This window comes from uncultured Sneathiella sp. (assembly GCF_963973085.1).
Classification (GTDB): Bacteria; Pseudomonadota; Alphaproteobacteria; order Sneathiellales; family Sneathiellaceae; genus Sneathiella.
The window spans coordinates 616,379-630,437 of record NZ_CAXAXA010000001.1 but is presented as its reverse complement, the minus strand read 5'-3'; the positions used below and the strand labels follow the sequence as shown (position 1 = coordinate 630,437).

At 53.3% G+C, this 14,059-nt stretch carries 11 protein-coding genes; 6 read left to right on the top strand and 5 right to left on the bottom strand.

Annotated features, from left to right (window positions below; genetic code table 11):
• Positions 1-79: 79 nt before the first annotated feature.
• Positions 80-2,530 carry an FAD-dependent oxidoreductase gene (locus AACZ19_RS02940; protein WP_339630966.1) on the top strand — a complete coding sequence of 817 codons (2,451 nt, stop codon included), beginning with the start codon at positions 80-82 and terminating at the stop codon, positions 2,528-2,530.
• A 98-nt stretch (positions 2,531-2,628) separates the two neighbouring features.
• On the opposite strand, the gene AACZ19_RS02935 is transcribed toward AACZ19_RS02940, so the two are convergent.
• The 5 genes from AACZ19_RS02935 to AACZ19_RS02915 all read right to left on the bottom strand — a co-directional run bounded on the left by AACZ19_RS02935 (position 2,629) and on the right by AACZ19_RS02915 (position 7,709).
• A complete protein-coding gene (locus AACZ19_RS02935; protein ID WP_339630964.1) occupies positions 2,629-3,117 on the bottom strand; it encodes a universal stress protein in 489 nt (162 codons plus the stop codon).
• 15 nt (positions 3,118-3,132) lie between these two features.
• Positions 3,133-4,416, bottom strand: a complete 1,284-nt coding sequence (locus AACZ19_RS02930) for a TRAP transporter large permease (RefSeq protein ID WP_339630962.1) — start codon at positions 4,414-4,416, stop codon at positions 3,133-3,135.
• A gap of 12 nt (positions 4,417-4,428) precedes the next feature.
• Positions 4,429-5,013, bottom strand: a complete 585-nt coding sequence (locus AACZ19_RS02925; protein WP_339630960.1) for a TRAP transporter small permease — start codon at positions 5,011-5,013, stop codon at positions 4,429-4,431.
• A gap of 85 nt (positions 5,014-5,098) precedes the next feature.
• Positions 5,099-6,118: a TRAP transporter substrate-binding protein DctP gene (dctP, locus tag AACZ19_RS02920; RefSeq protein WP_339630958.1), complete on the bottom strand. Its 1,020-nt coding sequence runs from the start codon at positions 6,116-6,118 to the stop codon at positions 5,099-5,101.
• A gap of 199 nt (positions 6,119-6,317) precedes the next feature.
• Positions 6,318-7,709, bottom strand: coding sequence for a PLP-dependent aminotransferase family protein (locus AACZ19_RS02915; protein ID WP_339630956.1), 1,392 nt, complete (start codon positions 7,707-7,709; stop codon positions 6,318-6,320).
• A gap of 76 nt (positions 7,710-7,785) precedes the next feature.
• Between AACZ19_RS02915 and AACZ19_RS02910 the strand changes: the two genes are divergently transcribed.
• The 5 genes from AACZ19_RS02910 (at position 7,786) to AACZ19_RS02890 (ending at position 14,023) form a co-directional block, all read left to right on the top strand.
• Entirely contained in the window at positions 7,786-8,277 is a 492-nt protein-coding gene (locus AACZ19_RS02910) for an Lrp/AsnC family transcriptional regulator (RefSeq protein ID WP_339630955.1), read from the top strand.
• Positions 8,278-8,401: 124 nt separating this feature from the next.
• Positions 8,402-9,895, top strand: a complete 1,494-nt coding sequence (locus tag AACZ19_RS02905; protein ID WP_339630954.1) for an NAD-dependent succinate-semialdehyde dehydrogenase — start codon at positions 8,402-8,404, stop codon at positions 9,893-9,895.
• A gap of 24 nt (positions 9,896-9,919) precedes the next feature.
• Positions 9,920-11,290 (top strand): aspartate aminotransferase family protein, encoded by a 1,371-nt coding sequence (locus AACZ19_RS02900; protein ID WP_339630952.1) that lies wholly within the window; start codon positions 9,920-9,922, stop codon positions 11,288-11,290.
• Positions 11,291-11,634: 344 nt separating this feature from the next.
• The gene (locus AACZ19_RS02895) at positions 11,635-12,480 is read left to right on the top strand and encodes an enoyl-CoA hydratase-related protein (protein ID WP_339630950.1); all 846 of its coding nucleotides are present in this window, start codon (positions 11,635-11,637) and stop codon (positions 12,478-12,480) included.
• On the top strand, positions 12,467-14,023 hold the full coding sequence (locus AACZ19_RS02890; RefSeq protein WP_339630948.1) for an AMP-binding protein: 1,557 nt from the start codon (positions 12,467-12,469) through the stop codon (positions 14,021-14,023). The genes AACZ19_RS02895 and AACZ19_RS02890 overlap by 14 nt, the downstream gene beginning before the upstream one ends.
• Positions 14,024-14,059: the final 36 nt, after the last annotated feature.

The following is a 14,059-nucleotide window of genomic DNA, read 5'->3' as shown; positions in this document are numbered from 1 at the left end:
GCACAATGTCCATTGATATCGCCAACTAAAAAATTGCGGGCGGCGGGGGTTTTGAATTTATTGTTGTGGGGTTCTGGGTATGAATGATCTACCGAAAAAGGCGCGAGCTGTTATTATCGGGGGCGGCGTTATTGGTTGCTCGGTCGCCTATCATTTGGGCAAGCTCGGGTGGAAGGATGTCATCCTGTTGGAGCGGAAACAGCTTACGTCCGGAACAACCTGGCATGCGGCAGGGCTGATCGCGCAGCTTCGCGCTTCGAAAAACATGACTCGGCTGGCAAAGTACAGTCGGGCGCTTTACAGCAAGCTGGAAGCAGAAACCGGCATTGCGACGGGCCTGAAGCAGAATGGGTCGATCACAGTCGCCCTGACAGAAGAACGTAAAGAGGAAATTCTGCGCCAGGCCTCGATGGCGCGGGCCTTCGATGTCGAGGTAGAGGAAATCAGTCCCGCTGAGGTTAAGGCGCGGTATGAGTATCTCAATATAGACGGTGTGAAGGGGGCCGTGTGGCTGCCGCTTGACGGCCAAGGGGACCCCGGCAACATTGCCCTTGCCATGGCAAAAGGGGCGCGCCAGTACGGTGTCCAGATCAAGGAGCGGGTGGCGGTCACACATATCCCGGTCAAGAACCGCCGGGTCCTCGGCGTTGATTGGCAGGATGAAGCGGGCACCACCGGTCATATTGAGGCCGATATGGTCGTCAATTGCGGGGGCATGTGGGGGCATCAGATCGGCCGTATGGCAGGAGTCAATGTGCCCCTGCAGGCCTGCGAGCATTTCTATATCGTGACGGAGAGTATCCCGGGCTTGCCGCAACTCCCCGTGCTGCGTGTTCCCGATGAGTGTGCTTATTTTAAAGAGGATGCTGGGAAATTTCTGCTGGGCGCGTTTGAGCCGGTAGCGAAGCCCTGGGGGATGAAGGGCATTCCGCGGGATTTCGAGTTTGATCAGCTTCCTGAGGATTTTGACCATTTTGAACCGATCCTGAGCAATGCCGTCAATCGCATGCCGGTGCTTGCAGAAGCAGGAATTCATACCTTTTTCAATGGACCGGAGAGCTTCACGCCGGACGATGCTTATCATCTTGGACTTGCGCCGGAGCTTGACAATTTCTGGATTGCCGCTGGCTTTAATTCCATCGGCATTCAATCTGCTGGCGGGGCCGGCATGGCGCTGGCACAGTGGATGGAAGACGGCGCCAAGCCTTTCGATCTTAGCGATGTGGATATCGCGCGGATGCAGCCTTTTCAAGGAAATCGCCATTATCTGTTTGAGCGTTCCAAGGAAACGCTGGGTCTTTTGTACGCGGACCACTTTCCGTTCCGGCAGAAATCAACGGCGCGTGGTATCCGCCGTTCACCGTTGCATCATCACTTGCTGGAGCACGGCGCGGTGATGGGGGAGAGCGCAGGGTGGGAACGCCCTAACTGGTTTGCAAATCCGGGGCAGGAGCGGGAATACAGATATAGCTGGAAACGCCAAAACTGGTTTGAAAATGCGGCGATGGAACATCGGGCCATTCGCGAGAATATCGGCCTCTATGATATGTCTTCATTTGGCAAATTGCGGGTTGAGGGGCCGGACGCAGAACGATTTCTGAACTATGTCGGTGGTGGGGATTTTTCGGTTCCGATTGGCAAGATAGTCTACACCCAGTTCCTGAACCAAAACGGCGGAATAGAGGCTGATGTCACCGTAACACGATTGTCGGAAACGGCGTATCTGGTGGTCACTCCGTCGGTGACCCGACTTGCGGATCAGCGCTGGCTTGAAAAGCATGCAGGTGATCATCGCGTCGTGATCACCGATGTGACCGCGGGGGAAGCCGTTATGGCCGTAATGGGGCCGAACTCCCGCCGACTTCTCAACAAGATCAGCCCTAACGACTTTTCAAATGCCCAAAACCCTTTTGGGACGGCACAGGATATCGAGATTGGAATGGGCCTCGCCCGCGCTCATCGGGTCAGCTACGTCGGGGAACTAGGGTGGGAAATATATGTGTCTACAGACATGGCGGGCCATGTGTTCGAGACATTGCTTGAGGCCGGTGCCGATCTCGAACTCAAGTTATGTGGGATGCACGTGATGGATAGCTGCCGCATCGAAAAGGCCTTCCGCCATTTCGGCCATGATATTACGGCAGGGGATCATGTGATCGACGCAGGGCTGGGTTTCGCGGTTAAAACGGATAAACCGGACTTTATTGGCCGTGACGCCGTGCTGACGCGCAAAGAAACCGGCCCTGTGTCCCGTATCCTGCAGTTCCGCCTGACCGATCCCGAACCCTTGCTCTTTCATCATGAACCCATTCTTCGCGACGGAAAAGTTGTGGGGTATATCTGCTCCGGCAGCTACGGCCATACACTCGGCGGTGCCATCGGGCTTGGTTATGTCCCGTGCAAGGGCGAGAGCCCAGATGATTTGCTAGCCTCTACTTACGAAATCGAGGTTGAAGGACGGCTTATGAAGGCCGAAGCCTCGCTAAAACCGATGTATGACCCGGCGTCGAAGCGGGTTAAGGAGGGTTAGACGTTCAATAAAATGTTCCGTAAAAACTCACAAGCCTGCCGTCAAAAGCAAGCCTTAGCATATCCATAGGAGCTCATTGAAAGATGGAAGGGTAGAGATTAAGCAGTGACCTCTTCCGCACCTTCTACATGCGTCTCTGTTCCTGAGGATTTAACGACCATGACAGGACAGTCTGCCAGGCTGGTTACCTTATGTGACACGCTGCCAAGCAATAATCCTTCCAGATCTCCATGACCGCGGCCGCCAAGGACGATCAGATCAACGTCGTGTTCCTTGGCAAATTTGACGATGGTTCGTGCCGGCTGGCCGCTTTTCACAAATGCCCGGACATTTGTGCAGCCTTGACTTTTCGCAAATTTCTTACTGGCATCAGCGACCTCCTTGCCATACTCCCGGAGGACGTCATCCATATTTTCTGGCGCTTCCGGCCGGACCATGGACATCGAGGTTTCAAGCAGGCTGTGGTGCCGGAAGACGGTGACTATCAGGAGTTCACTGTCGGTCAGTTTCTGCAATTCAGTTGCTTTGCGCAGTGCCTCGAATGATCCCTTGGAGCCATCTGAGGGGACAAGAATAGTTTTGAACATCTTTCTTCCTTTGCCTTAACGAAACGCCAAATCACGCAGGAAAAGAGCAATTTGCGGGAAAAATATGAGGGCGGCGGAAACAAACGCCAAAATCACGGTAAAGGGGAAAATTCCGCGAATAACATCCAGGTAAGGTCGTCGGAATACAGCGATCGCCGTGAAAATGTCGCAGCCGAACGGCGGGGTTGCCGAACCAATCGCGACCTGCAGGGTGATAATTGTTCCCACCAAGACCGGATCCAGATTTACGGCCTCTACGACCGGAACAAATATCGGAACCAGAACGAGGATCACGACAATTGGGTCGACGAACATGCAGCCAATGAAGAAGGCAATCGAGATGACGGCGAGAACACCCTTTGGCCCCATCTGGTCAACACCTACTGCCCCCAGAATTTCCTGCGGGATGTTGGCGAAAGAGATGACCCATGAGAAGGCCGCCCCGGCCCCTACGAGAATGAAGACAACGGCTGTAATTAGCCCCGTGGATTTCGCAATAGGATAGATATCGCTGAATTTCAGGGACCTGAAAACCAGAAGTTCAAGGATCAGGGCATATAGAACGCAGGCGGCGGCGGCCTCTGTCGGACTGAAAATACCGCCATAAATCCCGCCGACAATGATGACCGGAAAGCCAAGCGGCCATATGGCCGACTTCATGGCGGCCAGACGTTCACCCCAGGTTGCCTTTGGCTCCGTTGGGACGCCTTTAACCGTTGCATAGATCATGCTGTAGGCGGAGAAGCAGACAAGCAGGAGAAGGCCGGGCCCGACACCGGCAATGAACAACTCGGAGATTGAGGTGCTCGAAATAACACCATAAATAATCATGCCGATGCTTGGCGGGATAAGAAACGCGATATCGCTGGCGTTGATAATCAGCGCCAGAACAAAGGAATCATTATATCCGGCTTTCAACATGCGGGGGCGCAAAGGGGAGCCGACGGCAACGACTGTCGCCTGCGTTGAGCCCGAGACAGCGCCGAACAACGTACAGGCCGCCGCCGTGCTGACGGCAAGGCCGCCCTTGATATGTCCGATAAATTTCATGACCAGATCAATCAGGCGGTTTGCCGATTGCCCGCGGGTCATGATATCTGCGGCCAGAATAAACATCGGGACAGCTATCAGGGAGGCGGGACGGATACCAGCCAACATCTGCTGGATCATGAACTCCATCTTGCTGAAGCCTGAAAACAGGTCGTAAAAGCCGTAAAACGCTCCGAGAAGGAGGGGAACCATCATCGGAAATCCTGCCAGTAGCAGAACGATCATTATCCCTGCAATTTTAATAGCCATGATCCGCCTACCTCAAATTTCCAGTTCGTCATCGTCATATCCCTCAATAACGTGAGTTGAGAGATAAACATCTTTTGCCGTCAGGTTTTTAACGGCCGTGAGCGCGTATTGAATGCCGGTAACAAAAAAACCGATTGGGACCCAAAGAAAGATTATAAAAACGGGAATTTGAAGAGAGGGGAGGATGCGCCCGGACTCGGCAACCTTGATAATATACCCGACAGAAAAATAGCAAAGCGAGAACATCGTCAGCGCCGTAATGATGGCAATAATGATCATCAGGTTCTTGCGTAATTTGGGTGATAAGGCGTCGAAAATCGCCGACATCCGGATGTGCCGACCATATCTCGCGGCATATCCAATTCCAGCGAAGGTAATAAGGATAATAAGAATTCTGTTCAGTTCTTCGGTGAAAAATATGCTGTACTGAAATACGAAACGACCAACGACGTTTATGATCGTGTTCGCCGCCATCAGGATGACGCCAAGAGCCAGTATCAAGGCTTCAAACTGGCTGATAAAGGTATCGATGGTTCCCAGAAAACCCGGTAATGTCGATTTGTATCGCTGGTTTTCGCCGTCTTCTGATGACGCCATATCGCTCTCCCCCTTGAAATAATAAATAGCTGCCCGCGGTCAGATTTCCCAGACAATGCGGGCAGCTATTTTGCAGGTCGATATATTAATTCATCGCGGCCTTCAGGTCGGCTTTCATCTGATCGAGAATTGCTTTTCCGCTATCTCCGGTCATTTCGATGAATTTTTCTTCGACGGCCGATGCAGCGTCCTTGAACGGAGCGCGTTCTTCCTCAGACAGAACGACGACCTTCATATCAGGCTTGGCTTTCTTGATGTTTTCAATAGCCTCTTCTCCCAATCCTTTCTGATAAGCGAGAATATGTTCGAAGGCAGCGTCGGTTGCGGCCTGGATGGCTTTCTTGTCCTCATCACTCAGGCCGTCATAAAACTCCTTATTGGCCATGACAGCGGTCGTGAAATTATTGTGACCAGCGTAAGTGATGACTTCCGTCACTTCATACATTTTCGTTGAATCAACAAAGAACAAAGGGTTTTCCTGGCCCTGAATGATATTTGTCTGCAGAGCACCGTAGACTTCACCCCATGGCAGCGGCGTTGGCGTTGCCCCGAATGCCTTGTATGATTCAACCAGAAGCGGGTTCGTCATGACACGAAATTTCACCTCATCCAGATCTCCGGGGCTGCGGACTTCTTCCTTCGTGGTCATAACCACTTCCCCTTCCGGGAACATTGTCAGAAGTTCAAGATTCTGCTCTGCATAAAGTTCCTTGAAGTCTTCATGAATAGCTTTGCTGTCGCGGAAGAATGAACTCAGCTCTTCCGGATCAGAGGGCAGAAGATAGGGGACAAAGAAAACCTGAGCTTCGGGGATCAGGGAACCAGTGAATCCCGGCGACTGGTCCACGAATTGCAGGATGCCGGCCTGAGCCTGCTCCATAATATCTGCGGACTCACCCAACGTGCCATAAGGGTAGAGCTGGATTGTATGGTCTGTGTTCTTCTCTATCTCTTCCTTGAACTTGGTGGCATAGACACCCTGAACATCCGTGATTGCTTCCTCGAATGCATATTTCCAGTTATCCGCTTTTGCTGATGTGATACCTGCCGCAAAGACGGCCGCAACGGCGATGCCGCTCAAGTAATGACGTTTGAAAAGTTTCATTATAGATCGCTCCCTTTTCGAAGGTTTTCGAAATTTAGCCTGCTTTTTGGTTACGGGGTCGCAAGCGGTCCCGTTTTAAGTAGAACTCAAGTCGACAGAGGGGATTGCTTATTAAAAGCCTCCCCGAAATCAGCCACTGTTTGGGTAAGAATGATGCATTATTGTACTGCTCGTCAATGAAAGTATTGTAGCAGTACAATTACAAACTATGCATAAAAGGCTCCGGCGCCCGCCGCAGAAGATTGCGTATTGCTGACAGACCACGGCGAAATCTTTTCGTGTCCTGTGTTCCGGCGACCGCAATTCGGACAGCGTCTGCTTTTTGCATAGTTGGGGTCAGAAAAGGTTGTGTTGGCGCGATGGCAATACCAAGGGAGTTAGCATGGTTGACATAGGTTGTGGTGTTCCAGCCGTCCGGAAGTTCCAGCCAGAAGTGTAAGGAATGGGGGTGCCCGCGCCAGGACAGGCCAGCCATCTCTTCCTTTATGATTGTGTAGCGTTCCGCCAGTGCCTGCTGTTGCCAATGGACAAGCTCGTCGGCCGTTCCATCCTTGATCCATCGACTGGCAATTTCGGCGACGAGAGGCGTGCCCATCCAGCTGAAAGCAATTAGCCGCCCCGTTATCGCCGGTATCAGGCTATCCGGGGCGACAATATATCCTGTGCGCAGACCTGCCATCGTACATTTCGTAAAGGATGTCAGATAGATCGTCCGTTCCGGGGCAAGCGCCGCAATCGGGAGAGGACGGTCTTCAATCAAAGGCCCCCAAGCGTCATCTTCGATGATGAACACATCGTATCGACGGGCAATATCGATGAGCTGGCGCCGGCGTTCCTCCGACATCATGGTTGCCATGGGATTGGCGACGGTAGGAACGCTGAAATATACTTTTACGTTCTGATTTTTACAAGCAACTTCAAATGCTTCCGGACTAAGTCCCTGATCGTCAAATTCCAGCCCCTGAAGCCGCAGGCCGAGGTATGAGCATTGTGATATAATGAGATGATGGACAATTGATTCCGTGACAACAATATCTCCTGGCCGTGTCACAGCGGAAAGCGCGACAGCCATGCCATGTGTCACGCCGTTCGTGATAATGACGGACTCCGGTGAAATATCGAGCTGGCAACGCGACAGCCAGTCCACCCCTGCCTCTCGGTGGGATCGCAGGCCGACATTGGGTCGGCAAGCGAGATACGTATCATGATCCAGCCCTATGGAGAGGTTATTCAGGACGGCGTCCATCCTGTCGACATGTATATGGTCTATCAGCGGTCGGGAGATCGAAAGGTCGATTGTTCCATTGGTTCCCCGTTCCATCAAATAAGGTTGATGTGACGGGAGGGTTGGGGCCAGGACATATGTGCCACGTCCGACATGTCCGTCAATAAGCCCCAGTCGTTTGAGTTCATCATAGGCTTTACCGACGGTATGCACGCTGATTTCCAGTTCATGCGCCAGAGTTCGATGGGGAAGCAGTTGCGTACCGACGGGAAGCCGTCCGTCCGCGATGGCCTCCTTGAACGCTGAAACTAGACTTGTATGGAGGGGGCGAGATAGATTATCGTAACGCGGGGTCCAGATTGTCATGTTTTAATATAAGGATTTACCGTTTTTATATGCAAGACAATTCTGGGAAATCACTTCTGGCAAACTGGACATTCATATGGCGCCTCCACTAGACGAGCGGGACTTGAAAATTCTGTCTGTCCTGCAGAAAAATGGTCGAATGACCAAGACGGAGCTGGCGGCGCATGTCAATCTGTCGCCGACGCCCTGTTGGGAGCGGCTGAAAAAACTGGAACAGTCCGGGATCATCGAAGGATATAGCGCCAATATCTCCTTGAAAATCCTCGGTTCGATTTCCGTTATTTTCATGGAGGCGGAAATCAATAGCCATCGTGCGGCTGATTTTGAAAGGTTTGAAAAGGCCGTTCTGGAAATCCCCGAGATTGTTGAGTGCTGGGCCGTGGGCGGTGGCATCGACTATATTGTCAAGTTTCTTTGTGCTGACGTTGATACCTACCAGAGGCTTGTCGACAAACTGCTCAACTCCGATATTGGCCTGCGGCGCTACTATTCCTACGTCGTGACAAAGCCGGTGAAATCCAGCCAAATTCCGCCGCTGGATTTATACGAGCGTCGTGATGGAAGGTGAAACTCTCTCCTGATCTGCAGTTTTTAAGAGAAAACCTCTGCTTTGGCTGGATAATTCAAACGCACCTTCTACGTCAAAAGGAATAGTGTGAAATCTAACCTGTTGAACGATCGGAGGTGTTCTCATGGGAGCCAATGTGAAGAAAAAGGAGTTTGTCGAGGAGTTCGATCTTCTGTCGGATCCCGGCCTGGTGAGGGAATTCGCCTATATTGACGGAAAATGGTGCGCGGCGAAAAATGGGGCGACGTTAGGCGTGTATAACCCCGCATCCGGACAGCAGATTGCAACCGTCTCCAGTCTGTCCGCGACTGAAAGTGGAGAAGCGGTAGATGCCGCCGCAAAGGCATTCCCGGCTTGGTCAAGCCTTTTGCCGCAAGAACGTGCCTCCCTGATCAGCGAATGGGGACGCCTGATGATGGCGCATGAGGATGACCTTGCCGTCATCATGACCCTTGAGCAGGGCAAACCTCTCTCTGAAGCCCGGGGTGAAATCGGCTATGGTGCGTCCTTTGCGGAGTTTTTCGCCGAAGAGGCGAAGCGCGCGGATATCATCGGTGTCACCTCACATCTTCCAAATGCTGAAATTGAAGTCTGGCTGGAACCGATCGGTGTTGCGGCGCTGGTAACGCCCTGGAATTTCCCGATAGCCATGATTACGCGCAAGGCCGCGGCGGCCTTGGCGGTTGGTTGCACTGTCGTTGTCCATCCGTCCAAGGAAACACCGCTTTCCGCTCTGGCCCTTGCCGAACTTGCGCATCGTGCCGGTATTCCGCCAGGAGTGTTCAATGTTGTTATAGGGGAACCGGCTGAAATTGTCGGAACCTGGACAAAAGATCACCGCGTTCGGGCGCTGTCATTTACCGGATCAACCGAAATTGGCCGGTTGCTGTACGAGCAATGCGCGCCGACCATAAAACGTCTCAGTCTGGAGCTTGGGGGGCATGCTCCCTTCATTGTGTTCGCAGATGCGGATATTCCCAAGGCCGTTGACGAGGCTATCAAGGCGAAATTTGCGACCTCCGGTCAGGATTGCCTCGGCGCCAACCGCTTTTTTATCGAACGGCCCGTGTATGAGGAATTCTGCGCCGAATTTGTCCGCAAAACGAAGGAGCTGGTCGTTGACATTGGAATGAATGATCCGGACATCGGGCCGTTGATGAATGAAGCCGCCATCGCCAAACAGAAAAGTCATATTGAGAACGCCGTCGCCTGCGGGGCAACACTTGCCTGTGGCGGTGACGTGTTGGCCGATATGTGGCCGCTTTTCTTCGAGCCGACGGTTCTGGTAGATGTTCCGGCCAACGCTTTGATAATGCGCGAGGAAACCTTTGGTCCCGTCGCAGCAATCGCACCATTCGATAATGAAAAGGACGTTGTGGCGACTGCGAATGACACGGAATACGGCCTGATGGCCTATCTGCACACAAAAGACCCGTCCCGCATTTACCGGATGAGCCGGGCGCTGGAATTTGGCATGGTCGGTGTGAACCGGACAAAGATAACCGGCGCTCCCATTCCCTTTGGCGGGATGAAACAGTCCGGCCTCGGCCGGGAAGGGTCACGCCATGGCATCGAAGCCTTCTCAAACATCAAATATATATGCCGTGATTGGGCATAACCCCTTTTTAGTCAGGAGAGACAAATGCTTACAAATGATCAGCTCAGCCTATGGGACCGGGAGAATTTCTTCCACCCGTCAACGCATCTTGCACAGTTCGCGCGCGGGGAGGTTCCCAATCGTATCATTACTACAGGTGAGGGGGTCTATATAACAGATCGGGACGGAAACAAGCTTCTGGACGCTTTCGCGGGACTGTACTGCGTGAATGTCGGCTATGGACGCCAGGAAATCGCCGAGGCAATTGCCAAGCAGGCGAGGGAACTCGCCTATTATCATTCCTATGTCGGCCATGGTACCGAGGCCTCCATTACGCTGTCGAAAATGATCATGGACCGGGCGCCGGGGAACATGAGCAAGGTCTATTTCGGCTTGTCCGGATCCGATGCGAACGAGACCAATATCAAGCTTGTCTGGTACTATAACAACATCCTCGGACGGCCGGAAAAGAAGAAGATCATTTCACGTTGGCGCGGCTACCATGGCTCCGGGCTGATGACCGGTTCGCTGACGGGGCTTGAGCTGTTTCACAAAAAATTCGACCTTCCTCTCGCGCAGGTTATCCATACGGAAGCGCCTTACTACTTCCGCCGTGCAGACCAGACGCAGTCGGAAGAAGAATTCACGGCGCATTGCGCGGGCGAGCTTGAAAAGCTCATTCTTGCCGAAGGGCCGGAAACCATCGCTGCCTTTATCGGGGAGCCCGTGTTGGGGACTGGCGGGCTGGTGCCGCCGCCGCCCGGCTATTGGGCGGCGATTCAGGCTGTCCTGAAAAAGTATGATATTCTGTTGATCGCGGATGAGGTCGTAACCGGCTTTGGCCGTCTCGGAAGCATGTTCGGGTCCGATCATTATGGCATTGAGGCGGATATCATTACCTCGGCCAAGGGTTTGACGTCCGCTTATGCGCCACTCTCCGCCTCAATCATCTCCGATAGGGTCTGGAAAGTCCTTGAAGACGGCACGGATGAGTTCGGGGCAATCGGTCATGGCTGGACCTATTCTGCCCATCCGATCGGCGCCGCGGCGGGGGTTGCCAACCTGAAACTGATCGACGAGATGGGTCTTGTGGAAAATGCCGGCAAAGTCGGTAGCTATTTCAAGACGGCCATGACAAACGCCATCGCCAATCACGCAAATGTCGGCGATGTCCGGGGCGAAGGATTGATGCTCGCGGTTGAGTTCGTCGAGGACAAGGAGGCACGCAGCTTCTTTGACCCCTCAAAGACGATGGGCGCCAAGGTTGCCGGGGCATTGCTGAAGCGCGGCGTCATTGCCCGGGCCATGCCGCAGGGCGATATCATCGGCTTTGCACCGCCTCTTTGCCTGACCGAAGCGGAAGCCGACAAGATTGTGGGCGCGATGCAGGAAGCCGTAGAACAAGTCTTTGCTTAAGGAAGTATAGACACCGCCAGCAAGGGCGTGAAACCGGAAGATATTTGATCGGGTCTGCCCTTGCCGCATCGGCGGAACCGGCATTTACCCCCGGAATTAGAGAAAGTTTCGCTGATGGACAGACAGTCGGGTGGGTTATCTATCGTCGATCGGCTGTGCCCGGGGGTGACCCGGCCCTCTCTCGTCTGTTGACAGATGCAGCTTAATTATCGAATGTAATATAAAACAACCAAGAATGAACTTGGCTTGACGGGAGATAATCGGATTTCAAACATCTTTGTGCGCTTTAACCTCCAACTGGAGGGCATAGTAGGCGTCATGTGGTTGTTTACAGGGAGGAAGACATGAGCCGGGTTGCCTTAAGACAAGAAGATGCGGTCGCCGTTGTTTCCTTTTCCAATCCGCCGGATAACTATATGGATGGGGAAACGGAAACCGAGCTTTCCGCCGTCCTTGATGTGATTGAAGCCGACGCCTCCATTCGGGTTGTTGTTTTCACGGGCGGGGAGCCGGATGTCTTTATCCGCCATTACGATGTCGGTATCCTTCTCGATCGAAGCAAGATCATGCGGTCAAAAAAGCTGATTTTTGATCCGGCGCGCCCGGTCCCGGCCTCTCTCATCCATAAATGTTATGACCGGATAGAGACAATGCCGAAACCCTTCATCGCCGCGATAAATGGCACGGCCATGGGCGGCGGGTTTGAGCTTGCATTGGCTTGCGATATACGCCTTGTAAAAGATGGCCCGTATGATCTTGGACTACCGGAAGTGAACCTCGGTATTCTGCCAGGGGCCGGGGGGACGCAACGGATGACTCGGCTTATCGGAGAGGCCAAAGCGAAAGAACTGATGCTTTTGGGCCGGACAATGAGCCCGCGTGAGGTTAAGGATGTTGGCCTCGCCAGTCTCTGTGTGGAGGGGGATGTCCTTGCACAGGCGATGGAAATTGCACAAACGCTTGCGCGCCGGTCGCCCCGCGCGGTCGGGCATATCAAGGATCTGATAACCGGCGTTTCAGTCCGATCAGGTGAAGAAGGTTCTGCGAGGGAAAGAACCCTTTTCTGTGACCTTATGGTGGATGATCGTGCCTTCGAGGAAATGTCGGATATGGCAGAAGGGAAACGGGATATTCGTGATCCAGAGTTAATCAAGAACAAGAAGAAATACTGGCCAGATGAAAACGATTGATGATGCGCAAGTATACCTGCCCGAGCTATGGGCAACCCATGCCCGCTTTTCTCCAGACAAGGAAGCCGTTGTGTGCGGGGATGTGCGGCGCAGCTGGCGGGATTTCAATAATAACCTGAACCGTATCGCGAATGCCGTCAGGGCACATGGACTGGGACGGGGAGATAAAATCGCGGTTCTGATGGGCAATGCCGTCGAAACGCTTGAAGTGATGTATGGCATCGTCAAGGCCGGTGCCTGTGTCGTCCCGCTAAGCGGTCTTCTGACGGCAAAGCAGATTGAGGGGCTGATCAATGACAGCGATTCCAAGCTGGTTATTGCATCCGACGGAGTGCGCGAAAGGCTGGAGACGATACGCGGAAATCTCAGTAATATTCCAGAGAATGGGTTTATCTCCGCGGGATTTGACGGCGCTGGCTGGCTGTCTTTCGAACAGTTCGTAGAGAATGCCGATACCGGAACCCCTTCGGTTACTTATGCCATGTCCGATGAGTTTAACATTATCTATAGCTCGGGCACGACGGGCTTGCCAAAAGGGATCGTCCAGACGCACCGGGCGCGTCAGCACTGGTCCTACAGCAACGCCATAGAGATGCGTTTTCATGCGAATACGAGAGCATTGACGACGACGGCGCTATACTCCAACGGGACCTGGCTTATGATCCTCCCGGCGCTGTTCGTGGGCGCGACCGTGCATATCATGCCCGAATTCGGCGCGAAAGCTGTTCTAAAGACCATTCAGGATGAGGAAATCACCCACACCTTCATGGTCCCGACCCAGTTTATTCAGACCCTGGCGGATCCGGCAATGAATACCGCCGATTTGAGCAGCCTTGAATCGGTTCTTTGTGCGGGATCCCCGCTTCGTGCCGATACGAAAACCGACGTCATCAGGCGCATCACCCCCAATCTGTACGAGCTGTATGGCTATTCGGAAGGGTTTGGGTCCATGAACCGGCCGCATCAGCAGAGCGCAAAGCCCACGTCCGTCGGCACGCCCGTCATGGGTTTCGATGTCAAGATTATCGATGATGACGGGAACGAGCTTGGCGTCGATGAGGTTGGAGAAATTGCCGGTACCGGCGCCGGCATGATGAAGGAGTATCATAACCGGCCCGACGCGACGGATGCTATTGTCTGGAAGGATCATGAAGGGCGCTGTTTTCTGCGCTCTGGCGATATCGGGAAACTGGATGCGGACGGGTTTCTGTATATTCTGGATCGCAAGAAGGACATGATCATCTCTGGTGGCCTGAATATTTTTCCCGCCGATATTGAGACGATTATCGGTGAGAATGACGGGGTGCTGGATGTGACGGTGATCGGAATACCGCATGAAAAATGGGGGGAGACTCCGGTTGCCCTGGTCATCCCCAGGTCAGGCGCCACTGAACAAGCCGTACTTGACTGGTCAAACGAAAGGCTGGCGAAGCATCAGCGCATCGCAGCTGTCCGCTTCTGTGACGAGTTTCCGAGAAATGCTCTTGGCAAAGTCTTGAAGCGTGAGTTGCGGGATAGCTGGCACGCTGAAAATAAACCCTGAACGTTTTTGGCGATCCGGGATCAGGAAGTAATCCGG

Coding starts and splice junctions, on each gene's coding strand:
- AACZ19_RS02930 (WP_339630962.1), bottom strand. CDS start 4,416: ATGGCTATTAAAATTGCAGGGATAATGATCGTTCTGCTACTGGCAGGA.
- AACZ19_RS02925 (WP_339630960.1), bottom strand. CDS start 5,013: ATGGCGTCATCAGAAGACGGCGAAAACCAGCGATACAAATCGACATTA.
- AACZ19_RS02910 (WP_339630955.1), top strand. CDS start 7,786: ATGGCGCCTCCACTAGACGAGCGGGACTTGAAAATTCTGTCTGTCCTG.
- AACZ19_RS02915 (WP_339630956.1), bottom strand. CDS start 7,709: ATGACAATCTGGACCCCGCGTTACGATAATCTATCTCGCCCCCTCCAT.
- AACZ19_RS02940 (WP_339630966.1), top strand. CDS start 80: ATGAATGATCTACCGAAAAAGGCGCGAGCTGTTATTATCGGGGGCGGC.
- AACZ19_RS02895 (WP_339630950.1), top strand. CDS start 11,635: ATGAGCCGGGTTGCCTTAAGACAAGAAGATGCGGTCGCCGTTGTTTCC.
- AACZ19_RS02890 (WP_339630948.1), top strand. CDS start 12,467: ATGAAAACGATTGATGATGCGCAAGTATACCTGCCCGAGCTATGGGCA.
- AACZ19_RS02900 (WP_339630952.1), top strand. CDS start 9,920: ATGCTTACAAATGATCAGCTCAGCCTATGGGACCGGGAGAATTTCTTC.
- dctP (WP_339630958.1), bottom strand. CDS start 6,118: ATGAAACTTTTCAAACGTCATTACTTGAGCGGCATCGCCGTTGCGGCC.
- AACZ19_RS02905 (WP_339630954.1), top strand. CDS start 8,402: ATGGGAGCCAATGTGAAGAAAAAGGAGTTTGTCGAGGAGTTCGATCTT.
- AACZ19_RS02935 (WP_339630964.1), bottom strand. CDS start 3,117: ATGTTCAAAACTATTCTTGTCCCCTCAGATGGCTCCAAGGGATCATTC.